The 23,177-nt window shown below is 34.4% G+C and carries 15 protein-coding genes and 1 pseudogene; 9 read left to right on the plus strand and 7 right to left on the minus strand.

Features of this window, described 5'->3' with window-relative positions; all coding sequences use genetic code 11:
• Positions 1-14: 14 nt before the first annotated feature.
• Positions 15-605: a Crp/Fnr family transcriptional regulator gene (locus tag P700755_RS08890; RefSeq protein ID WP_015024340.1), complete on the plus strand. Its 591-nt coding sequence runs from the start codon at positions 15-17 to the stop codon at positions 603-605.
• A 1,157-nt stretch (positions 606-1,762) separates the two neighbouring features.
• On the opposite strand, the pseudogene P700755_RS19945 reads toward P700755_RS08890, so the two are convergent.
• A pseudogene (locus P700755_RS19945) lies at positions 1,763-2,050 on the minus strand (transposase); the annotation flags it as partial.
• Positions 2,051-2,410: 360 nt separating this feature from the next.
• Between P700755_RS19945 and P700755_RS08895 the strand changes: the two are divergent.
• The 8 genes from P700755_RS08895 to P700755_RS08925 all read left to right on the plus strand — a co-directional run bounded on the left by P700755_RS08895 (position 2,411) and on the right by P700755_RS08925 (position 11,520).
• Complete coding sequence (locus tag P700755_RS08895; RefSeq protein WP_015024341.1) at positions 2,411-3,772, plus strand: L-lactate MFS transporter; 1,362 nt, start codon at positions 2,411-2,413, stop codon at positions 3,770-3,772.
• Between the two features lie 234 nt (positions 3,773-4,006).
• A complete protein-coding gene (locus tag P700755_RS08900; RefSeq protein ID WP_015022725.1) occupies positions 4,007-5,440 on the plus strand; it encodes an IS4-like element ISPto3 family transposase in 1,434 nt (477 codons plus the stop codon).
• 142 nt (positions 5,441-5,582) lie between these two features.
• A complete protein-coding gene (locus P700755_RS08905) occupies positions 5,583-7,634 on the plus strand; it encodes a cell surface protein (RefSeq protein ID WP_015024342.1) in 2,052 nt (683 codons plus the stop codon).
• Between the two features lie 23 nt (positions 7,635-7,657).
• A complete protein-coding gene (locus P700755_RS08910; protein ID WP_015023751.1) occupies positions 7,658-8,692 on the plus strand; it encodes an IS630 family transposase in 1,035 nt (344 codons plus the stop codon).
• Between the two features lie 77 nt (positions 8,693-8,769).
• Positions 8,770-9,024 carry a T9SS type A sorting domain-containing protein gene (locus P700755_RS08915; RefSeq protein ID WP_041758281.1) on the plus strand — a complete coding sequence of 85 codons (255 nt, stop codon included), beginning with the start codon at positions 8,770-8,772 and terminating at the stop codon, positions 9,022-9,024.
• A gap of 292 nt (positions 9,025-9,316) precedes the next feature.
• Entirely contained in the window at positions 9,317-9,595 is a 279-nt protein-coding gene (gene tnpA / locus P700755_RS08920) for an IS66 family insertion sequence element accessory protein TnpA (RefSeq protein WP_015024194.1), read from the plus strand.
• Positions 9,595-9,936, plus strand: coding sequence for an IS66 family insertion sequence element accessory protein TnpB (gene tnpB, locus P700755_RS21295; protein WP_015024193.1), 342 nt, complete (start codon positions 9,595-9,597; stop codon positions 9,934-9,936). Before tnpA ends, tnpB begins: the two co-directional genes overlap by 1 nt.
• Positions 9,937-10,011: 75 nt before the next feature.
• Complete coding sequence (locus P700755_RS08925; RefSeq protein WP_015024343.1) at positions 10,012-11,520, plus strand: IS66-like element ISPto8 family transposase; 1,509 nt, start codon at positions 10,012-10,014, stop codon at positions 11,518-11,520.
• A 520-nt stretch (positions 11,521-12,040) separates the two neighbouring features.
• Here P700755_RS08925 and P700755_RS08930 read toward each other — a convergent pair.
• From P700755_RS08930 to P700755_RS08955, 6 genes are all read right to left on the minus strand, one after another.
• Positions 12,041-12,733 carry a LysE family translocator gene (locus tag P700755_RS08930; protein ID WP_015024344.1) on the minus strand — a complete coding sequence of 231 codons (693 nt, stop codon included), beginning with the start codon at positions 12,731-12,733 and terminating at the stop codon, positions 12,041-12,043.
• 43 nt (positions 12,734-12,776) lie between these two features.
• Positions 12,777-14,471, minus strand: coding sequence for a single-stranded-DNA-specific exonuclease RecJ (recJ, locus tag P700755_RS08935; RefSeq protein WP_015024345.1), 1,695 nt, complete (start codon positions 14,469-14,471; stop codon positions 12,777-12,779).
• Positions 14,472-14,483: 12 nt separating this feature from the next.
• Entirely contained in the window at positions 14,484-17,186 is a 2,703-nt protein-coding gene (locus P700755_RS08940) for a PD-(D/E)XK nuclease family protein (protein WP_015024346.1), read from the minus strand.
• Positions 17,187-17,247: 61 nt separating this feature from the next.
• The gene (locus tag P700755_RS08945) at positions 17,248-18,621 is read right to left on the minus strand and encodes an OmpA family protein (protein WP_015024347.1); all 1,374 of its coding nucleotides are present in this window, start codon (positions 18,619-18,621) and stop codon (positions 17,248-17,250) included.
• Between the two features lie 73 nt (positions 18,622-18,694).
• Positions 18,695-19,897, minus strand: a complete 1,203-nt coding sequence (kbl, locus tag P700755_RS08950; protein WP_015024348.1) for a glycine C-acetyltransferase — start codon at positions 19,895-19,897, stop codon at positions 18,695-18,697.
• A 22-nt stretch (positions 19,898-19,919) separates the two neighbouring features.
• Positions 19,920-23,060, minus strand: a complete 3,141-nt coding sequence (locus P700755_RS08955) for a UvrD-helicase domain-containing protein (protein WP_015024349.1) — start codon at positions 23,058-23,060, stop codon at positions 19,920-19,922.
• Between the last annotated feature and the right edge of the window lie 117 nt (positions 23,061-23,177).

Here is a 23,177-nt window from a genome sequence, read left to right on the forward strand (position 1 = left end):
AAACATAAAAACTAATGTATAAGCAGGTTATTTCATTTTTCAAACAATTTATAGACTTAGAAGAAAAGGATATTCTTCTTATTGAAGAGTTGACAACAGTAAAACATTTTTCGAAAAATGAATTTATTTTAATACAGGGAAAGGTATGTGATTTCGTTGCCTTTATAAATAAAGGAGCGTTTAGAGGCTTTTATTCGGTTGATGGTCAAGAATACACCAAACAATTTTTATTGGAAGGTGGGTTTTGTACAGATTATGCAAGTTTTTTAACCGAGAAAAAGTCTTTGACTTATTTACAGGCTACTGAAGATAGTACGGTTATTGTTTTTGAAAAAAAGGATGTTGATTTTATGTACAAAGCCATTCCGAATTTTGTGCAATTCGGAAAGTTGCTAGCTGAAAACTTGTATATAGCAGTAACTGATATTAAAGCATCATTTATTTTAAATTCTCCAGAAGAGCGTTATGCCAATATGCTTATCACTAGACCAGAAGTAATACAACGAGTTCCTCAATATATGATTGCATCCTATCTTGGTATTACTCCAGAAGCTTTAAGTAGAATACGAAGACGTTTAGGAAAAACGCAAAAATACAAAGACTAATAAAAACTATAGCTGTTACAAGTATCTTGCTTATTTCATAGTCTTTGTTATATAAATTAGATCAACATTCAAAAGACATACTTAAAATAGGCTGCATTAATGGAATTATAAAACAAGAGAAGATGGTGATAAAATACTTCGTGTAAAAGGAGAAAATGTTTCTATTGAGAAAACAGAAGATTTGGCACTTTTAGAAGGCTATTATTATCTAAACAATATGGCATTTTTTCATTTTAAAGGTTTCTGAAATCAACCAAATGTTTGGATTATCTCAACGGAACTCATACGGATGTTACTATTATACCTCTAATTAAATTATTTGATTAAGGTGACGCTAAAAATCACCGATTTAGAAAATACGGTTGCAGTTAGTGAAAATTATATGGCGTACCGATAGGCCAACACTTCGACAGGTCCTGCCTGCCAAGGAACGATAGGCAGGATCAGTGGAGTCCGCTATATAATTTGTTGACTGATCCGGTATTTTTAAATAAGGGGGAATTCGATGAGTTGGCAAGAACCTTACAAGAGGAGAAGGTCGTTTTTAGAGTGCTTTGTATCCTTTTTATTCAGTTGCTCATCTAAATAAGGTACTTTTTAGGGAGATCATGCTTTTTTTGTGTGAGAATCTGCTGTTTTTTATCATTTTCCTTCAGTTTGGGTATTAGTGAGTTAAGGCTCTTTTTAGAACCGCTTTTTAATGTTTGTATTCTAGTAGTTTATCCTTTATAATTTGTTTGTAACCCTTTGGTGGATAGCGACTTTAAAAGATAAAAAGTGTGATCAAGGTTTGCTTTTTACAACTCGAACAACAGCGATGTAAGGTCTTCTCTTGAGTTGCAAAGGTTACAATGTGTGCCAAGTTTTTATCTCTTAATTGCAGTTGTAATAGCGTTAACTTTTCTTTTTTCCAACTGCTACTCAAAAACCTATAATGCCTTATTCGAGTAATACCAAATTATATTTATAATGCCGTATGAATAAATTGAATTATACTTCGACGTGGCTCAGTACAGGTTTTTTGATTGATTGAAATAAAAAATAACTAGCATAGCCTTAGCTACGGTAATTATTTTTGATGAAAAGCAGGCGAAGAAAGCCTGTGCCGAATTCATTTCGGTAAAACGATTTATTGCGACATTATTGGTCTAATTTGGTATGAAGCCTTTGGAAAGAATATGAAGTTGAAAACGCCGTATAAACTCTTTAGTGGAGAGTGTTAGTGTGGTTTTTTGCCCACCTTTTCTATAGTCTTTTAAACTAAATGTAATCTTCCTTTTTTCTTTATCAATCGACAAGATCCGGTGGTTACTTATCGCTATTTTATTTGCCCCATTATAAATTTAAGCTGACTTTAAGTGATAATTTGTAACGGGGTGAATGTACCTACCTAAATATTCAATCACATGTTCTGGTTTTCCAAAAGGAGTTTTGGCATATACCACCTACTCTTTTTTGAACAATTTATGATATAAAGATTGTGGTAATTGGGGAAGTGCAAAGGAAGGAAAGCCCATCGGAAGCTACGCCAGCGGCCTTATGAGAATTTGGTTAAATTTTACAACCTATTTGATATAGAAAAGTATGCACGCTTGAAAACCCTTGCGAAAGCTCAATAAAGAAATCTATCGGTAAGCCCCCGACAAAAACGGGGCAGGCTGTGTGAGGGAAATATTCATGCACGGCGGTGCACTGAGCCTGTTGAAGTGTTTGATGAAGGGGGTGCTGATTGTTTTATTATATTCGCCATATGAATATAATAAAACAATCAGGTTCTACTCTACTAAGTATTTAAAATTATTGATATGTATTTAAACAAAGAGAGTAGTTTCGCAAAAAGCAATTATAATCGTTGGTTTGCTCCAATTGCTGCCTTGAGTATTCATTTATGTATCGGTCAAATTTATGCTTTTAGTGTTTTTAATAAACCACTCACCAAAATTATTGGAATCACAGAACAACTTCCAGAAGATTGGAAACTTTCTGAATTGGGTTGGATTTTTACCCTTGCTATTTTCTTCTTAGGAGCCTCTACGGCTGTTTTAGGGAAATGGGTAGAAAGGGTTGGCCCCAGACAAACGATGTTCTTTGCAGCGATTTTTTTTAGTAGCGGCTTTTTACTTTCTTCTTTAGGTATTTATTTACATGAACTTTGGATGCTTTATTTAGGTTCTGGCGTATTAGGTGGTATCGGTTTGGGATTAGGATATATCTCACCCGTAAGCACCTTGATCAAATGGTTTCCAGATCGACCTGGTATGGCTATCGGAATGGCTATTATGGGCTTTGGTGGTGGAGCTATGATTGCCTCTCCTTTAAGTGTGTATTTAATAGAGTTTTATGCAACCGAAACCTCAACGGGAGTATCGGAAACCTTTTTAACTATGGGTTTACTTTATTTGGTAATAATGCTGTTTGGTTCTTTTATTGTAAGAATACCACGTGAAAGCTGGAAGCCTAAAGGATACGACCCTACTACCACCAAGAAAAATAAATTAATTACCACACAGAATGTTTTGGTAGATAAAGCTGTTAAAACACCACAATTTTGGTTGCTTTTTATGGTATTGGGATTAAATGTAAGCGCAGGGATAGGTGTTTTAAGTCAAGCCAGTGTGATGATACAAGAAATGTTTAGCACAGAAAACATGGGAGCTACTGAAGCAGTAACTGTGACAGACGCTGCTGTTTTTGTTGGATTACTTAGTTTGTTTAATATGATAGGTCGATTTGTGTGGTCAACATTAAGCGATTATTTAGGACGTAAAACCACCTATTCCATCTTCTTTACCTTAGGGATCTTCCTTTATATATTTATTCCATTTACGGTTGAAATAGGGAGTGTGTTATTATTTACGATAGCCTTTTCTATTATTATTAGTATGTATGGTGGAGGTTTTGCTACGATACCGGCTTATTTAAGAGATATGTTTGGCCCTAAACAAATTGGAGCGATCCATGGTAAATTGTTATTATCTTGGAGTATGGCAGCCATCATAGGGCCTGTAACCATAAATTACTTAAGAGAATATCAAATGGAAGTTTTAAACATGCCAAATGCCGATGTATATAACTTAACCATGTACTTGATGGCTGGTTTATTATTTATAGGACTTTTATGTAATTTATTTATTAAACCTGTTGACTCTAAATACCATACCGATTAAAAACAACTCAAAACAAAGAACTGAGGTAAAAAACTACTCTTTTCTACTTTAATTTGAAGCACTAGTAGTCTAGGCTCATGCATTCATATAACTGATTCTTTGAGCTTTTTTATTCTTCTACTCAAGTTTCGCACCCATTATTCACAGGGTTTAATTGGAAAAAAATAGCATGAAAACCAAGGGAAACCCCTGGTTTTACTGTATCTTTAAGTAACTAAACACAAAGTACAAAACATGCTACAACACGAATATATTGCAAAAGTTCAAGAAATAAAAGGGAAGTTTAATAAGGTTTGGTTTAATTCAGACTATTTACGGGCACATCTAAATATTTTAGGCTTCAATAGAATAAAAAAACAATTCAGTTGGTGCAAAAAGGCGGGTTTTTCATTTGAGGATTTGATCGCTACACTCTTGATTTTGCCCCTTATTGGAATTAATTCTATTTATGGACTTACAACTGACAAAGATCCAGAACTTAATAAATGTGGAAAAGATTCATACTATCGAATCTTGGCAAATCAAAAAATTAATTGGAGAGCTTTTTTGGCCCAGTTTGTAAAGCAATATCTATTGAAAGATGAACTCTTCACCCCCTCAGCAGACCCTACAAGATGCTTGATCTTTGATGATACTGATCTTTCAAAAACAGGAAAGACTATTGAAGGAGTCTCAAAGATCTACAACCATGTGTCAAAGACCTACTATTTAGGTTTCAAGCTACTTGTGGCTGGGTATTGGAATGGAAGTGTTTTTATCCCCATTGATTTTAGTCTGCACCGTGAGAGCAAAACATCAAGATTAAAATATGGTCTAACCGCAAAGCAGCGTAAGGCCCAAAAGAAGACACCAAGATGTAGTAAAACAGTTGCGGCAAAGAGGTATAGGGAACTCAATAAAAAGAAAACAGACCTAGTAGTGCAAATGTTTTCCAGGGTTGTAAAGCGTAAAATTCCTGTAGACTATATTTTAATAGATACCTGGTTTACAAGTGTGGGATTACTTAAAAAGTTACGAAGTATTTGCAGTTCGACCCATATTATTGGGATGTATAAATACAATAGTAAAATTGAAGTCAGATCAAAGGTCAAAACTTTAGCACAACTTAAAAAACAGAAAGCAAAGCCCAAGCGCTGTCGTAAATTCAATTACTACTACCATCATTACATAGCTGAAATTGATGGGCTCAAGGTTGCTCTCTTTATTTCAAAGCGTGGGAAGAACGGCAAATGGCACACCTTAATAACCACTGATACATCACTCAAATTTGTAAAAGCAATTGAAGTATATAGTATTCGATGGTCAATTGAAGTCTTTTTTAAAGAAGCCAAGCAGCTCTTTGGTCTTGGAAAGTGTCAGTCTACCAATTTTGATGTCCAGATTGCACAAATAACAATTGCAATGACCCAATATCTGCTTACAAGTATTCGGTACAGAATGGAGGCTTATGAAACCATAGGCGGATTATTTAAAGATTTAAAACAGGATTATATTGAAAATAAGCTGAATATCAGAATATTGGCAGTTGTCAACTTAATTTTAACCAATTTGGAAAAACTAGTAGAATCAATTGATATTGAACTTATTACATCCAAAATAATAGAGGATATTGAGAGTTATGGGTTTCTAACAAATACCCATAGCTTTAATCATCAGGGTGTTAAGTGAAATTGATTAGGTGCGAAACTTGAGTTAAATAACAGATTAATCACAAAATTTAAATATCATAACCCAATTGAAACTCTAAAGAATAAAGGTTTCGCACTTATGGGTTTAACTAAAAAAGTATTAATATATTTACTAAAAAAACATGAAAAAAAGTTATGCACTTTTCTTTCTATTAATGTCGTTTATGGTTTTTGCCCAGTGTCCAACAGGGAACGTTAATTTATATGCGCAAGCAGACATTGATTCTTTTATAACTAATTATCCAAGTTGTACCGAAATTAGTGGATCCCTCACGATTGCTGATTACAATAATCTAATACTGAATTTAGATGGATTGAATAACATTACTTCGGTAGTAGGTAATCTTACAATAAGTCAGCTCCCCGAATCAATGGATTTAAGTGGTTTAAATAATCTTAGTTCTGTTGGTGGTAATTTCAATTTTCAGTACAATTTTAGTTCTGACCTCAGTGGTTTTTCTAATATAGAAAGTATTAATGGGGATATTAATTTTACAAGTAATAGCGTAACAACTTTAGGTGGGTTTACAAATTTAACTTCTGTTGGTGGAATTTATTTTAAACAAAATAACAGTGAGAACATTATCGGGTTTGAAAATCTATTATCTATTGGAGGCGAATTTTTGGTAGAAAGAAATGATCCTTTGTTAAGTATAAGTGGATTTAATAGTCTTTTATCAATAGATTCGAACTTTATATTAAATGATAACGAGGATTTAATTTCATTGAGTGGTTTCAACAGTTTAGAAAACATAGGTGAGGCCATTAGAATAATTGATAATCCTCTTTTAAGTTCATTTCCGGAATTTGACCAATTAACTTTTGTGGGATCGGATTTAATACTTGATAACACAGGACTAAATGAAATTGATAATTTTAATTCAGTTGAGAATTTTCAAGGTGATATTATTATTTTATCTAATCCTAGTTTAACATCAATTGATGGAATAAGTTTTGCTAGTCAACTGAATGGTGAATTACGAATAGTAAATAATGATTCATTGTTCAGTATATCTGGTTTTGATCAACTAAATTTTATTGGTTCTAAACTTTTTATTGGAGGGAATGATAATTTAAATGAAATTACAGGTTTAAGTTCGTTAGAATTAGTTGGGTCAGATGTTTATATAGGTTCAAATTCTATTAATAACTTTGAAGGTTTTAATAGTCTACAAGAAGTTCAAGGAGGTTTTCTAATGAGTTCGAACATAGGAACGGACGTTTTGGCAGGGTTTACTCAGCTCAACCAAATAAATGGTTATTTGTCTATTTCAAATTCTAATTTCAGCGATTTAACAGGTTTTGAAAATCTATTGGAGATAGGTGCAGAATTGTCTATAACATCAAATCAAACACAAACCTTATCAGGATTTAATAAATTAGAAAGTGTTGTAGGATCAGTATCGATCTATAACAATGAAAATATCACACACATAAGTGAATTTAACAGTTTAATTTCAATAGGAGAGTCTCTAGATATTCGAAATAATTTGCGATTAACAGAAATTAATGGATTAAATAATCTAGTATCAATAGGTAATGATCTAGATATTAGGTCAAATAATAACTTAGTATATGTTAGTGGTTTTCAAGGACTAGTGAGTGTAGATAAAAGTATGAATTTTTATAATAATAACGATCTATTCGAATTAAGTGGCTTTAACAGTTTGACTACCATAAACCAAACTGGAATGATTTTTTGGGACAATCCAAGACTGGAAATCATAAGTGGTTTTAATAATTTAATTGATCTTGGATCTTCTATTATTTTTGGTAATAGCAGAGGTTTAAACAATATTTCTGGGTTTAACAATTTAGAATCAGTAAGATCAATAACGTTTAATTCAACAGACCTAACAGATTTTTTGGAATTAAGTAGTTTACAAACAGTTGATAGTCGAGTATCTATCAATTACAATGAAAGCCTTGTTAATTTGAATGGTCTTGAAAATATTACTTCTTCAATAGATGATTTAGTAATTAGGGGTAATCCAATATTAAATGATATTAGTGCTGTTTCTAATATTGAATCTATTGGTGACGGTTTGATTATTTCGCGTAATGATCTTTTAAGTGATTGTAATATTGATTCTGTTTGTTTTCATTTGCAAAATAATGGTAACTCCATAATTCAAGATAATATTAACTTCGAATCAATAGTTCTTTATTTATAGTTAAATATTTCGTATATTTATAGATGGAAAAAATAGACTTAAGGAGTGTTTCTGATCAGGAAAGAGGTATAATTCGAAGGGATGCTGTAAAAATGATAAAACGTGGAGATAAAAAAAAAGACATAGCTCTGTTTTACGGTGTTCATGTAAATACTGTTAGAGATTGGTGGAAGCTTTACAATAAAGAAGGTCATAAATCTTTGTCATATCAAAAACGAGGAGTCAAATCAGAAGATCGAAAACTACTCAATAAAGATCAAGAAGCTGCAATCCAAAAAATGATTATTGATGTAATGCCCGATCAACTAAAGTTAGATTATGCTTTGTGGACTACAAGGGCAGTAAGGGATTTGATAGCAAGAGAGTTTAGTATTACAATCGGAAGAAGAGCTGTCGGTAATTATCTCAACGCTTGGGGATTCACGCCTCAAAAGCCAAAAAAGAGAGCTTATGAACAATGTTCCAAAAAAGTTCAAAAATGGTTAGACGAAGAATATCCAGCAATAAAAGAGAAGGCAAAACAAGAGAAGGCAACTATTCATTGGGGGGATGAAACGGGTGTAAAAAACAATAATCATCATGGACGTTCCTATGCTCCAAAAGGAAAAACTCCTGTTAAAAAACATATGTCGAAGCGGTTTTCAATCAACATGATTTCTACAGTTACAAATCAGGGTTTAATTCAGTTTATGATATATAAAGAAAATATGAACTCAGATGTATTTATTCAATTTTTAGAACAGCTCATCAAATCGCAAGAAACCAAAGTATTCTTAATCCTTGATAATTTACGAGTCCATCATAGTAAAGTTGTAAAGAAATGGGCGGAAGAAAATGGCGAAACCATAGAACTATTTTACCTGCCATCATACTCACCTGAGCGAAACCCAGATGAATATCTGAATTGCGATTTAAAGTATGGACTCTCGGATAAACCGGCACCAAAAACACAAGAAAAAATGAAAGAAAATTTAGAGAATCATATGAAAATGCTTCAAAATGATAGCGAAAGGGTAGCAAAATATTTTAAACATGAGAGCATCAAATATGCTGCATAAAATTAAAGATCTTTAAGTGCGAGGTTAATAACTCTGGATGTTATAGTATTGACCAAGTTTTGAATAACTGTGAAAGCTTGTCTATCAATAATGAAGAGGTTGAATTATTTACTGTTTATCCAAATCCAACAAAAGAAATTATTAATATTAATAGTGAATATTCACAACGCTATACTATAATAGTATATGACATCTTTGGAAAAGTTTTAATACAAGAAGAAAAAACGACTAACAAGACAAAACTTGATTTATCAAATTTAATCAACGGAGTTTATTTAGTTTCTTTTCAGGATGGTTTAAAGCGTTATTCAGTCAAAATTATAAAACAGTAATACCAAATATTGTTTTTTAATATTATAAAACTAAGGTTGAAACCTGAGATTAAACAGATCCTCTCAAAGGTCTTTTTTTTATAAACTGAGAATGGTTCACTGTGACTTTATATGTGGTTTGTCGATTGGATTAAATACCTAAATTAAGAGAAAATAGGCATAATACCAATTTGGCATTCAAATGTCGTATAAAATAAGTTTTTTTTTCACTTACTAAACGTATCCACCCCACCAACCACATATTGACCACCTGACTTTCTCTCGATAGCTTTGCTCTAAAATAATATTTATTATGAGCAAACACGAAGAAATGTACAAATTGGTAACGGAATATCAAAGTAGTGGCCTTTCGTCAAAAGCCTTTAGCAAAGAAAGAGGGATCAGCCCTTCTACTTTTAGTTACTGGATACGCAAAAAGAAAGAGGAAGATCACCCGGGCGGTTTTGTGGAAGTAGACACTGGATTGAAATCTTCAGCCAGTGCCATGGAATTTATTTACCCCAATGGGGTCAAGCTTCAAATGAGTTCACCGGATCTGGCATTAATTGCAAGGTTAGTAAAACTTTACTAATGTTCTCGCTAGGTTCTTCCCATTGTTATCACTTTTACCTCAAGCCCTGTGATATGCGTAAATCCTTCCATGGCCTAAGCGGACTGGTAAGAAATGAACTGAATAGGGAGCCCACAAGTGGCGATGTGTTCGTTTTTCTTAACCGGAATCGCACCCATCTGAAGCTCCTTCATTGGGAACGGGGCGGCTTTGTTTTATACTATAAACGCCTGGAGCGGGGAAGCTTCACTCCACCTGCAATAAGGGAAGGCCAGACTAGTTTCAGCTGGCCGCAACTGGTGCTGATGATCGAGGGTATTACGGTTAAAAAAAGTGTTCAGAAACTGCGCTATTCACACTAGGAAATAATCGTATTTTATCAGTAAAAACAGGGGTTAACGCTAGGTTCAAAGTATCGGTTTTTGTATATTTATCCTATGCAAAATGCCCTGGAAAACCTTACTAAAGACCAACTTTTGAGCCTACTTCAGAAGAAGGGAAAGGATGTTGAAAAGGCACACTATAAGATCTTGGATTTGGAGTTTCAACTGGCTCAGTACAAACGGATTGTTCACGGACAGAAAAGAGAACGCTTCGAGGGTGATAAGGATCAAATGAGCCTTCCCTTTGAGATGGAGCCAGAAATAGCACAAAGGCAGGAAGAAGAAGTAAAGGAAAAGCTTACCTATGAGCGCCGAAAAAGGAAATCTGCTCATAAAGGTCGAGTACCGCTTCCGCAGCATCTTCCCGTGGAAGAAATCAAGATCTACCCTGAGGGCGATTTAAGCGATATGGTCTGTATTGGAGAAGAAATCACCGAGGAATTAGAATATGAGCCTTCCAAATATTACATCAAACGCTACATCCGCTATAAATACGCTCCTCGGAATAAAGAAGGAGTTGTAATAGGAGCGCTTCCAGAGCGAGTTATTGAAAAAGGAATACCGGGAGCCGGGCTTTTAGCTTCCATTCTGGTCGATAAGTATGAAGACCATCTCCCTCTTTACCGCCAGCTTCAGCGTTTTAAAAGAGCTGATATTCCTATTGCCTCTTCCACTTTGGAAGGCTGGACCAGGCAAAGCCTTAAAATATTGGATATTCTTTATCAGCATTTGCTGGAAGATATTCGGTCAAAGGGGTATCTCCAGGCCGATGAGTCCCCCATCAAAGTCATCGATAAGAAAAAGAAAGGCACCACCCATCAGGGATACTACTGGGTGTACCATTGTCCTATAGATAAAACGGTGCTTTTTGATTATCAGTCGGGGCGCAGCGCCCAGGCTGCAGCGCATGTATTATCAGGATTTAAGGGCTACCTGCAAAGTGATGGGTATTCTGTTTATGATAAAATTGGAAAACGCGAAGGGGTTACTCACCTTAATTGCTGGGCTCATGCCCGAAGGGAATTTGATAAAGCCCGGGACAATGATAAACTAAAGGCAGAGATAGCGCTTACTTTTATCCAGAAGCTCTACAAAGTCGAGGCTAAGGCACGGGAGAATAATTTAAATCCAAAAGAGCGAAAAAAGCTTCGGCTGGACGAGTCCTTGGGGATCATTGATGAATTTGGAAAATGGATGGTAAACCAGCTAAAGGATCACCATATCCTGCCAAAAAGCACAATAGGTAAAGCTATGAGTTACAGCCTGAACCGGTGGGACCAGCTCAGTGCCTATTTATATGATGGGGTTCTCGAGATAGATAATAATCTCACTGAAAATGCTATAAGAAAATTAGCTTTGGGACGTAAGAACTATCTCTTTGCAGGCTCTCACGATGCGGCACAACGAGGGGCAATTATGTATTCCTTCTTTGCAATCTGTAAAAAACACGAGGTGAACCCTTATCAGTGGTTAAAGTACACTTTGGAAAATATTATGTCCATCAACCACAAGAATATTAAAGATTTGTATCCCCAGAATTACAAAAAACTACAGAATACATAAGAGAAGTTTTTTACCCGGAATTACCTGATAAACATAATCAGTTTGACTTGCTATATGTAGTTGGTGGGATGGATACTACTAATCGTCATAAAATAGAACCATAACTATTGCTATGCTTATATTTTTTTCCTCAATTAAGTAAAAAATAATTCAAATTTTTAATGCAACATTTAAAAACTAAATTGGTATAACTAAGTTCCAGAAACTTTCAAAAAGAAAATCGGACACAGCTTTAATTATTGCTGAGAAAAATTGTAAAAAACGAGTGTTGCGATGCTATTAAGTTTTTAGAAATTAAAGTAAACTAAGTTTTGCTTTTAAGATTGGCTCGCAACAAAAGTGTATTAAAGGCTTTGTATAATATAATTTCCAAGTAGGATTTATTAGTTGAATTCAAGGGACATTTAAAATCACTTTTACAAAACTATTTAGGAATATTCTTATTTTCCCTCTCTATACTTTGAACTGTTCTTCCAACTGATATTGAGAGTGCAGTATTTAATGATTGGTTTTTTTACGTCTAAAAGCTATCGACTTTGTAAGAAACGTCTTCTAAATTTTTCTCAATTTTTTCTATCTCCTTTGGAATGAGACCTCTAAGTATCAAAATCAATCCAAATATAATTAATAGAAAACTAATTCCCTTTTTAAATAACGTGATTCGCCTAGGAGTTAGCTTATTATTCAGTTTTTTAGCTAGCAGTATTTTTAAGACATCAACGAGTAAATACGTCACAATTATGCTTGTAAAGAAAATAACTAGTCTTGATGCTTCCATTTCTAAAGAGGGACCGAATATGATAAGTAGTCCTAGCCAAAATCCTAAAACCCCTATATTGATAAAATTGAGCAGAAACCCTTTAGCGACAATTCCAAGATAGTCTTTACGCTTCAGCTTTTGGACTTCAAAATCGGCATCGGTATAGGTGGCATTTTTAGCTTTTATGTAAGCAATAAGACCGTAAATAGTTAATACACCTCCTCCAAATATAAACAGGCCAGGGTCATCCTTAATGCTGCGAAGTAATTGATTTGTGCTAAAATAAGCTATAAATATAAAAACAATATCTGCAAGTATAACGCCTATATCAAAGGTGAAAGCGGCTTTAAAGCCCCTTATGGCAGCGGTCTCTAAAAGAATAAAAAAAGCAGGACCAACCATGAAGGCTAAAAAAACCCCCAAAGGGATTCCTGAAAGTATATCTTGCAACATTTAGTTAGGTCTATAAAGTTATTTCAAAGTTAGTAAATTGCTACTAACTTGGTTTTTTTATATCCTTTAGATTCAGTTGTAGCGTGATGTTTCCATCCCACTCATTCTCTTCTATAGTATATACAATATCAAATTTTTCATCTTTTTTCATCAGATTTTTTTTATCTCCCAATCCAAACCCTATCGCTGTAAAAACAGTTTCGCTTTGAGTTAAGTTGGTTTTTAGATGTAAGCCGTCTTCTCCCAAGGTCTTTACAAAACCTGTTGTTGATACATTTCTAGAGACAAAAGTAGGTGTCATATTTCTTGGTCCAAAAGGGGCAAACTGTTTGAGGATTCTTATAAGTTTAGGGGTGATATCTTTAAAAGTGATTTCAGAATCATATAAAATTTCTGGAATTAGAAGCTCAGGATCTATAGTTGATTTAACGACATCCTCAAATTTCCTTTTAAAATTTTCAAAATGTTTTTCTTCCAAAGTTAGGCCAGCAGCATACTTATGTCCGCCAAACTGCTCAATAAATTCAGATGAGCTTTCTAAAGCATCATAAACATCGAAACCTTTTACAGATCTAGCGGAGGCCGCTAGCTTTTCTCCACTTTTTGTGAATACTAATGTAGGCCTGTAATAAGTTTCAGTGAGCCTTGAAGCGACGATACCAATCACTCCTTTGTGCCAATGAGGTTGATAAACGACTGTGGTACTTCTTCCTTCTTCCTTTTGCTCCTTAATCATATCGAGAGCCTCTTTGGTAATTGACTTGTCTGTCTCTTTACGGCTAGAGTTGTATAACTCAATGTCTTTAGCCAAGACTTTCACTTTTTCGTAATTGGTTTCACACAGGAGTTCGGTGGCTAAAAGACCGTGCTTCATCCTTCCTGCAGCATTTATGCGAGGACCAATCATAAAAACAACATCAGTAATAGTCAGTTCTCTTTTCTTTGTGTTTTCTAAAATAGCCTTAAAAGCAGGTCGTCTTCTTGAGTTAATGAGTTTTAATCCAAAATGAGCGAGGACTCTATTCTCTCCAGTTATGGGGACAATATCAGAACCTATTGCCGTAGCCACAAGATCCAAATAAGTATAGATTTGTTGTTGTGGTCTATCGAGCTTCGCTTGTAGAGCTTGGACGAGTTTAAAGCCTACTCCACAACCGCATAATTCATCGAAAGGATAGTGACAATCAGTTTGTTTTGGATCCAATACAGCTATAGCATCTGGAATACTTGCTCCTGGTCTATGGTGGTCACAGATAATAAAATTTACGCCTATCGATTTCGCATAATCAATTTTATCAATAGCCTTTATACCGCAGTCTAAGGCAATGATTAGGTCGATTCCTTGTGCTTTGGCATAATCGATTCCTTGATATGAAATACCATAACCCTCATCGTATCTATCTGGAATATAGCTAACGACATCAAACCCTAACTTTTTGAGATAAGTAGTCATTAAAGCGACGCTAGTAGTCCCATCCACATCGTAGTCACCAAATACCATAACAGGTTTATTGCTTTCTAAGGTTTCTAGAATATGTGAAGTTGCTTTCTCCATGCCTTTCATTAGAAAGGGATCATGGAGATCGTCCAAGCTAGGTCTAAAAAAGGTTTTGGCTTTTTCAAAAGTTTCGACGCCTCTTTTAATGAGAAGTTCTGCTATAGGCAAACTTACACCAATAGCTTTCTGAAGGTGTTCGGCTTTTTGAATATCAGCTTCTTGAGTTACAGTCCAACGCATGATAGATTTCGATTAAACAAGTTTTTCTTTAAATGGGATTTCTGGATCTAAGATCTCCAAAATTAAAGATTTTAATTGAATTTTAAAATCTGGAAGAAGTGATTTCAAGGTTAAATTTGTTTTGGTTTGAGAACACGTCATAAATCCGGATTTTAAATTCCTTAACGAAATGATCCCTGCCATCCCGTTTTCTCCCAAGTCTTCTTCTTTCAGTAAAGAATAAAACAAGACTTGAAAGGCTTTAGAATATTTATAGTCCTCTATAAAATCAGTCCAATTTTCAGCAATTTTCAGATCTTTACTCTCAACTCTCCCCGTTTTATAATCGATAATTCTTAGTTGGTTGTTGCATAAATCTATTCTATCTACGGCCCCCTTCAATTTAATCGAAAAATCGATATCGTCAATGGTAATTGATTTTTCAGCTATATTCTCTAGTTCTAAAATTATTACTTGATTTGACTTTACAATCTCTTTTTCTTGAATTAAAAAACGTTTGATTTGTTGTTTAGCAATTTTAAAATCAATTAGATTTTTGCCATTTTGGAGAGCTTCTTTAGGAAACTTCTTTTCAAATAAAGTCTTGATAACGTTTGGGTATTCTTTAAGCATCGAGTCAATATCACTAGAGTCTAGGAGCTTACCCTTATAATTGCTATATAAAAAATCCAGACAATCATGAATAACAGTCCCATGCGTCCTGAAAGAAATGTCTTCTTCGATATGGTCTACTTCTTTAATGTCTAAAACATACCTGCGATAAAAGTCAATGGGATTTCTGATGTAAGCCGCAAGGGCAGAAGGAGAAATGCCATATTGAAAAAGTGACTCCAATTTTTCTATCATTTGAGGTGTTTTACGAACCTCTTTCAAAATGGTTTTCTTTTGCTGTGTGTTAGAAACTGCAGTATGGTTTTTCACCGAATGTTGAGGGGCTTTAAAAATCTCCAATTGGGTCAGAAATCGACTTTTTTCTGCTTTTTCAATTCCTGAGGTAGCATTATTATAAATAAAGTGACACTGACTAGAGCGTTGTATAAGCCTAAAGAAGTGGTATGCATAAATAGCATCTTTTTCTTTGTAAGTAGGGAGCTTGTAAGCCTTTTTTAGGTCAAACGGAATAAAGCTGTTTTGAGATTTTCCAGAAGGTAAAACACCTTCATTTAAAGAGGTAATAATAACGTTTTTGAAATCTAATACTCGACTTTCCAGCATTCCCATTATTTGCAGTCCTTCGTATGGCGACCCCTCAAAATCTAGGGTTTCAGAAGATAATATGTCTATATAAATGAGATGAAATACCTTGAAGTCTTTGATTAATTCTGAAGACTCCATCAAATTCTTTAATTTTGTAAATAGTTTTTTAAACCCAAACAGATATTCCAGTTGAAGGACATCAGAGGAGAAATTTGGTTTCAAAATCTCAATGATTTTTAGGCAATTTGCAAGAAATTCATCAACAGAGCAATCTTTTATAAAGATACTTAGCTTGAAAATCAGTATCAAATCAGAATCAAAAGACTGACAAGACTTTAAAAAGTCCTCTTTAGATTGAAAAATAATGTTGTTTTTATGTATTCGGGTCTCAATAGATTGGAGCTCCTTTTGATATGCTTTTCTAAGGACAGGATGTCCACTTAGCTCCAACAGCGTTTTAAAATGCAATCGATCTTCATTTTGGGACCTTATTTTGAATAAGACTTCAAAAAAGGATACCATATTGGTCTGGTGTAATGGCAAACCCATGGTGACGTTCACTTTTTTTATATTGTCTGGGAGTGAATTGAGGATAGGTTGTAACAATGTTTCATCTCCTAAAATCAAAGCGGTTTCATTAAGCTCACCCTCACTCATTTTGGACAGAAGGTCACCTACAAGTTTTGCTTGTCCTATTTTTTTAGGAACTCCATAGATATTTATTTCTTTTTTATTTAGGTAGGAATTAGTTGAGGGCACCAAGCTTTCACGAGAATAGTAGGGCCACGTTTTTGAATAGTGTCTTAGAAACATGCCAGCAATGTGGTTATCATAAAGATAATTATCAATATCCCAAAAAACCTTCCCCCTATTTTGGTCAATAATAGTTTGAAAAATGACTTCTTCGCAGGTATTTAGAGCGTTGAAGCCTAATAAATAAAAGTTCCTTGAAGAGTTTTTGGAATAAGCTTCGATGTTTTTGACCGCTTCAAGATAGGCCATACCTTGATAGGCCTTATTTTTTGATTTTAGGTTAGCCTTTAATTCATGGTAATACTTAGGTAATCTCTCCCAAAATTCAATATAATTTTCGACCAATTCTGTTTTCACATCAGACTTTGACCAATGTTCAATATCTTTTATAGCTTTAATATTACCAAAAAACTGATTCGCATCTATTTGATAGCGGTCTATTTCATTAAAATCTTGGATGATAGATTGCCCCCAATTGTAAACGTGATCTATGGGTTCTTGATGTTTTGGGTCTGTATGGTCTTTATAGATGTTATAAAATTCAAATAAAGTTTCTAAATTGTTAATCAGTTTTACTTCAGAAACATCTTCGATGAATTCTTCAATACTTTGAATTGGTGGAACAATAAAGCTTTCGCCTTGATTTCTCTGTAACAATTCTTTTGAAAAGGCCTGTGCAGCCCTTCGGCTGGGTAGGACAAACCGGCAATGATCTAAGTTGACATTCTGTAATTGAGAAACCACGTGAGCTATAAAACTTTCCATAGGTTAAAAATAAAAAAACACCCCATATTGGGGTGTTTTAAAAATTATATTTTAAAATAAATTACTTCTTCAAGTTAATTTCAACTCTTCTGTTTTCTGCTCTACCCGCTTTAGTATCATTACTCTCAACAGGTTTTTGTTCTCCAAAACCTGCAGATGATAATCTAAATTCATCTACACCATTTTTAACAAGGTAAGATTTCACAGAAAGAGCCCTAGCTTCAGAAAGGCTTTCGTTGTTTTTAGCACTACCTACACTATCAGTATGTCCTTCCACTGTAAATTTAGCATTAGGATATTCGTCAAGAATTGCTATAATAGCAGTTAAGGCTTCCTCAGAATTTTTTGAAATTGTTGTTTTACCAGTTTCAAAATTGATGGTTTTAGCATACTCATTCAATTCTTTTTGAATTTCTTCAGTAACTTCTGGACAACCATTATTTGCTTCAGTACCAGCAACATCTGGACACATATCATCTTTGTCTAATACACCGTCTCCGTCTGCATCAGGATAAGGACATCCGTTGTTTGCCTTTGGTCCAGCTTCATTTGGACAGTCATCATTTTTATTGGCTATTCCATCGTTATCTGCATCTGGACATCCATTTAAAGCTTCAGTACCAGCTTCGTTTGGACAATCATCATTTGGATCTGCAATACCGTCACTATCAGAATCTGCACAACCGTCAAATTCTTCTAATCCAGCAGTATCAGGACATTTATCGTCCTTATCAGTAATACCATCACCATCAGAATCTGGACAGCCGTTAAATTCAGCTAAACCTGGTACATCTGGGCACATGTCGTTTTTATCATAAACACCGTCTCCATCAGAATCAGTTCCACCAAATGCAATAGTTAAACCAGCAGAATGCTGGAAATAATCGAAATTATCATCTTCAAAAGCAGTTTTGAAAGATGATTTCACAGTGAATGCTATATTATCTGTAAACCAAAAATTGATACCTAAATCAGAATCAAACGTTGAGGCTCCACTACCCTCTACCCAATAATATCCAGCACCAACTCCTAAAAAAGGATCAATAAAAGAAGTGTTTAGAATGTTTTTAAAATTATATTGAACACCAGCACCTATATTATAAAAACTTAAGTCATCGGCAGGGAGATCACCTAATCGATCAATTTGATTAAGGGATCCACTTAATCTGGCTGAGAATCCATCACCAACATATCTTTGAATCTCGAGGTAAGATACCGATGGTAAGAAATTCCAATTATCGCTAGCATTAAAATATTCACTAAACAGGCTTCCACTTGACATTTCGCTTGGTATAAAGCCATTATCAGCAGCATAAAAATCCACTGCATTAGTTCCGATAACAACAGCCCAGGGGTTATTTTCATCTTGTGCTTGTGTACTAAACACGCCTAAAGAAAGTGCAAGTACCAAAAAAAGTTTGTTCAATTTTTTCATTTTTTTTTTAGTTTTAGTTTATTATAAAATATAACAATAATTAACAAATGTAAAATTAAAATTTCTAAAAGCATTAACTTTCAATAACTTTTAAATGCTTACCTACTCTTATAAAGGCCTCGATAGCTTTATTAAGTTGTTTTTGATTATGTGCAGCAGATAACTGGACACGTATTCTAGCTTTTCCTTTAGGGACAACTGGATAGAAAAATCCAATGACATAGATACCTTCCTCTAGTAGCATAGCAGCCATTTCTTGGGCTAATTTAGCATCATAAAGCATAACAGGAACGATAGCAGATTCTCCATCAATAATGTCAAATCCTGCATCTTTCATGTGGGTTTTGAAATAAGATGTGTTTTCTGTAAGTTTTTTTCTTAAAGTGTTGTCATTTTTGAGAATATCAAAAACTTTTATAGAAGCTCCTACTATTGATGGTGCCAAAGAATTTGAAAATAAATAAGGACGTGATCTCTGTCTCAATAGATCAATAACTTCTTTTTTGCCAGTCGTATAACCACCCATAGCACCCCCTAAAGCCTTGCCTAAGGTTCCTGTTATAATATCGACACGACCCAAAACACCTTTTTCTTCTAAGGTTCCAATTCCCTTATCGCCTATAAAACCAGTAGCATGGCATTCGTCGATCATAACCAATGATTCATATTTATCTGCTAAATCACAAATTTTATCTAATGGAGCAACTAAGCCATCCATAGAAAAAACACCGTCGGTTGCGATTAATATATGTCTAGCACCATCATTTTTGGCTTTTTGTAATTGTAGCTCTAGATCTTCCATATCTCCATTTTGATATCGATATCTAGCAGCCTTACATAACCTTACTCCATCAATGACTGAAGCATGATTCAGCGAATCGGAAATGATTGCATCTTCTTTGGTGAGTAAGGGCTCAAAAACACCTCCGTTTGCATCGAAACAGGCAGCGTAGAGGATGGTGTCCTCGGTTCCATAAAATCCAGCGATTTCATGTTCCAAAGTTTTGTGTATGTCTTGAGTTCCACAAATAAACCTTACACTAGACATTCCAAAACCATGGGTGTCTAATGTGTCTTTTGCCGCTTTAACCACGTCTGGGTGAGAAGATAAGCCTAAGTAGTTATTTGAACAAAAATTCAAAACGCTTTCACCAGAATCTAAAGTGATTTCTGCTCCTTGTGGAGAAGTGATAATACGTTCTTTTTTATAAAGTCCATCATCTTTTATATTTTGTATTTCTTCTGTAAGTTGATGTTTTAGTTTATTTGAATACATATATTTTCATTTTATTGCAAATTTAAACAAACTTTACTTCAATGGATTCATTTAGATAAACGAGCAGTTTATTCTTAACATTATATTTTAAAGCTATCAAAGATTCAGCATACGTATTGATCTGATTAATATGTTGATTTGATGTTTTTCCAGTTTTATAATCGATCAGAACAGCATTTCCACCCTTAATGTTCACCCTATCTGGTCTTAAAAGTTGATTTTTAAAAAAAACATCTTTCTCATTCCATATTTCATAGTCGTTGGAGAAGTAATCCTTAAGTTCTTTATGTGTGACTATATTATTAAGTAAATTTCTATAAATACCTAGTTTCTCCTCTTCAAAAAATCCATTGGTATAATGCCATTCTAATGATGCATTAATATCGCTTGGAATATGTATTCTGGATAAAAGGGAATGGATTAAATTTCCTTTTTGAAGGGCGTCTGTAAGATCTTCATTCCATAGTTTTCCAGCAGTTGTTACTAGATTTAAACTTAAACTTGGGGAAGGAGAATGAAATTTAAAGCTGATGTTCTCTACTTCAGAAACTTGCCCTTTTTTAGGCAGAGTACTTTTACCCCATTCATATTCAATCAAGACCTTAATGGTTTTACCTTCAGATTCTAGGTAACTCATAAGTAAGCCTGAGTAAGTATTAGGTTTTATCTTTCCACTCTTATCTCTATCATCTTCCGAAAGGATAAACAACTCTGACGCAGCTCGGGTCAAAGCCACATAAAGAATATTTATGTTTTCCATTTCTAATCCGTTTACTAAGTTAAGATAGCTTTCTGTATAATCAGGGTTATCTATATCTCTTCCAGGCTTAGTGATAAGAGCGAAGGGGATTTGGAATTTTTCTGGTAGTTTTACCCAAAGATGACTTGTCCCCGTATAATCGATCTGTTGTTTAGCATAAGGGAAAATTACAACTGGAAATTGAAGTCCTTTACTTTTATGAATGGTCATGATTTGTACAGCATTTTCACTTTCTGTGCTCACGATGCTTTTATTGTTACCTTGATTTGACCAATAGTCTAGAAAAGCATTTAGATTTCCATTTTGCTTTTGCGTGAATTCAAAAACTTCATCAAGAAAAAACTGGAGATATGCACTTGCAAATTTTTCAATTTGAAACCTGTGGATAAGGTATTCTACAGCATCATAAAAAGGTAGGGTATGGAAGTGTTTGGAGTTAAAGGTGAAGCCGAGCTGTTTTAAACTTTCCCAGAAGACATCTTCTCCTTTATGGAGTGTGTTTCTTAAAATAGTAAAATGCTCCTCTTCTGAAAATGATAACCTTGTCAAGATTTTCTCTAGAACCTCTGCTTTAGACAGCTCGTCTTTATCGTCATTTAAAACATGTAGAAGAGCTAAAACAAACTGAACTTGATCGTCTGATTTAATCAGTAAAGTTTCAGAAGAAATTATTGGAATATTCTGCTGATTTAAATATTCTGCAATCGCAATACCTTCAGATTTTTGTCGAATTAAAATACAAATGTCACCTAGTGGAAAACCTTGTTCTTTCTTTTGAAGTATTATTTTTAGAATTTCTTCTGGATATACTTCAGCTCTTTCTTCATTGCTTGAGGCTTCTAAAAATCTAAGATTAACATATCCTTCTTCCGTTTTATGCATCTTTTGCTTTAAGTGTTCTCCGCTAAACAAAGTCTTTAGCTTTTCATCATTAAGCTGATGGCCAACAAATTCAAAAAAATCATTATTGAAAGAAACAATAGCCTTACTACTCCTAAAGTTACTGCTTAAGGTTTCCACACTTTGTTTTGTGGAGAATGGGGAATCACCCTGAGAAAGATCTATAAATTGATGAGCATCTCCACCTCGCCAAGCGTAGATGGATTGCTTGGCATCCCCAACAAGGGTTAAGGTGCCAGGTTTTTCGTCATCAAATAAAGCAGAAAGAGCATTTGCTGTTAACGGAATCAAATTATTCCACTGCAGCCTTGAGGTATCTTGAAACTCATCTATAAAAAAATGCTGAAATTTCTCTCCTAAGCGTTCAAAAATAAAAGGGGCGGGTTGCTTCTTTATTTCCTCACTTATCTTTTTGTTAAAATCTGAAATCAACATGATGTTTTGCTCCTTTTTGAGGAGTTCCATTTCCCCCTTTACTGCACCTAGTAAAGATAATTGGGTGATGTTTCGGTGTACTTTCTCGTATAGTTTCTTATTGGAATAAAGAGATTTAACCGCTTCAAATTTCTCTACGATAATGCTTTTCATAGAAAACACTCTACTTTTTACTTCATCGTTAAGCTTTTTGGTGACATAGGTCTCTTCATCTTCTAGTGTGTTTTGCCATTGTGCAGAAAAAGTAAGCGTAACGTTATCTTCGGAAAGCTTTTTAAAAAATTTCGGAATATAACCCCCTTTGAAATCTTTTGCCTCTAGTCCATTATCCTGCATTCCATTTAGAAAAGCGTTTCCAATAGAAAGCAGATGTTCATCGATCGACAAAACTTCTTTTTTAAGCTTAGTTTTAAGCTGTTTAAAGTCCTTCAGATTGTAATCTTTTAAAATAGCAATATAGGCTTCGTCCTTTTCACTTAGGAGAAGACTTGAAGCATTGATGATATCTAAAGTTATATTTCCGCTTTTATCATCTTCCACTTTTTCTGCAGCAAAATCAATGAGAACATCGGTTAGCTCTTCCTCTTTCCCTGCTTTTTCAACAACTCGTTCTACAGCCAGTTCCAAGACTTGCTTGGTATCCATTTCTATATCAAAATTCATAGATAGGCCCAAGTCTTTCGCGAAAGTTCTTATAATTCTATGCGTAAAAGCATCTATAGTAGAAACTTCAAAAGCGGCATAATTATTTAGAATTGCCTCAAGGACTCTTTTAGATTTCTTCTGAATTTGCTCTTTGGTTAAGCCCGTGCTTTTATGAATTAATAGGAGCATAGGATCATCTTCCAAAGAGGTCTTACCTTCAGAAAAACTCACGAGATACTCCAAAATTCTAGATTTCATTTCCCCAACGGCTTTATTGGTGAAAGTGATGGCCAAAATATTTTGAAAGCTACTATTTTGAGGAGAAGAAAGAAGCAAGTTTAGGTAGCGCTCTGCTAATTTAAAGGTTTTACCAGATCCTGCAGAAGCATTATAAATCCTAAAATTGGACGTTGTCAACATCATTTAAATTTTAAGGGAAAGGTATTAAATTTGATTTAAATGTCTTTTAAAAATCTAAAACCCTTTTTAATATTTCATTGAGAGTTTAATTTTTCTGAGGCTTGATCCGAGATTCTTAAT

Origin of the sequence: Psychroflexus torquis ATCC 700755, assembly GCF_000153485.2 — a bacterium.
Taxonomy (GTDB): Bacteria; Bacteroidota; Bacteroidia; order Flavobacteriales; family Flavobacteriaceae; genus Psychroflexus; species Psychroflexus torquis.

Coding starts and splice junctions, on each gene's coding strand:
- P700755_RS08890 (WP_015024340.1), top strand. CDS start 15: ATGTATAAGCAGGTTATTTCATTTTTCAAACAATTTATAGACTTAGAA.
- P700755_RS08895 (WP_015024341.1), top strand. CDS start 2,411: ATGTATTTAAACAAAGAGAGTAGTTTCGCAAAAAGCAATTATAATCGT.
- P700755_RS08900 (WP_015022725.1), top strand. CDS start 4,007: ATGCTACAACACGAATATATTGCAAAAGTTCAAGAAATAAAAGGGAAG.
- P700755_RS08905 (WP_015024342.1), top strand. CDS start 5,583: ATGAAAAAAAGTTATGCACTTTTCTTTCTATTAATGTCGTTTATGGTT.
- P700755_RS08910 (WP_015023751.1), top strand. CDS start 7,658: ATGGAAAAAATAGACTTAAGGAGTGTTTCTGATCAGGAAAGAGGTATA.
- tnpA (WP_015024194.1), top strand. CDS start 9,317: ATGAGCAAACACGAAGAAATGTACAAATTGGTAACGGAATATCAAAGT.
- tnpB (WP_015024193.1), top strand. CDS start 9,595: ATGTTCTCGCTAGGTTCTTCCCATTGTTATCACTTTTACCTCAAGCCC.
- P700755_RS08925 (WP_015024343.1), top strand. CDS start 10,012: ATGCAAAATGCCCTGGAAAACCTTACTAAAGACCAACTTTTGAGCCTA.
- P700755_RS08930 (WP_015024344.1), bottom strand. CDS start 12,733: ATGTTGCAAGATATACTTTCAGGAATCCCTTTGGGGGTTTTTTTAGCC.
- recJ (WP_015024345.1), bottom strand. CDS start 14,471: ATGCGTTGGACTGTAACTCAAGAAGCTGATATTCAAAAAGCCGAACAC.
- P700755_RS08940 (WP_015024346.1), bottom strand. CDS start 17,186: ATGGAAAGTTTTATAGCTCACGTGGTTTCTCAATTACAGAATGTCAAC.
- P700755_RS08945 (WP_015024347.1), bottom strand. CDS start 18,621: ATGAAAAAATTGAACAAACTTTTTTTGGTACTTGCACTTTCTTTAGGC.
- kbl (WP_015024348.1), bottom strand. CDS start 19,897: ATGTATTCAAATAAACTAAAACATCAACTTACAGAAGAAATACAAAAT.
- P700755_RS08955 (WP_015024349.1), bottom strand. CDS start 23,060: ATGATGTTGACAACGTCCAATTTTAGGATTTATAATGCTTCTGCAGGA.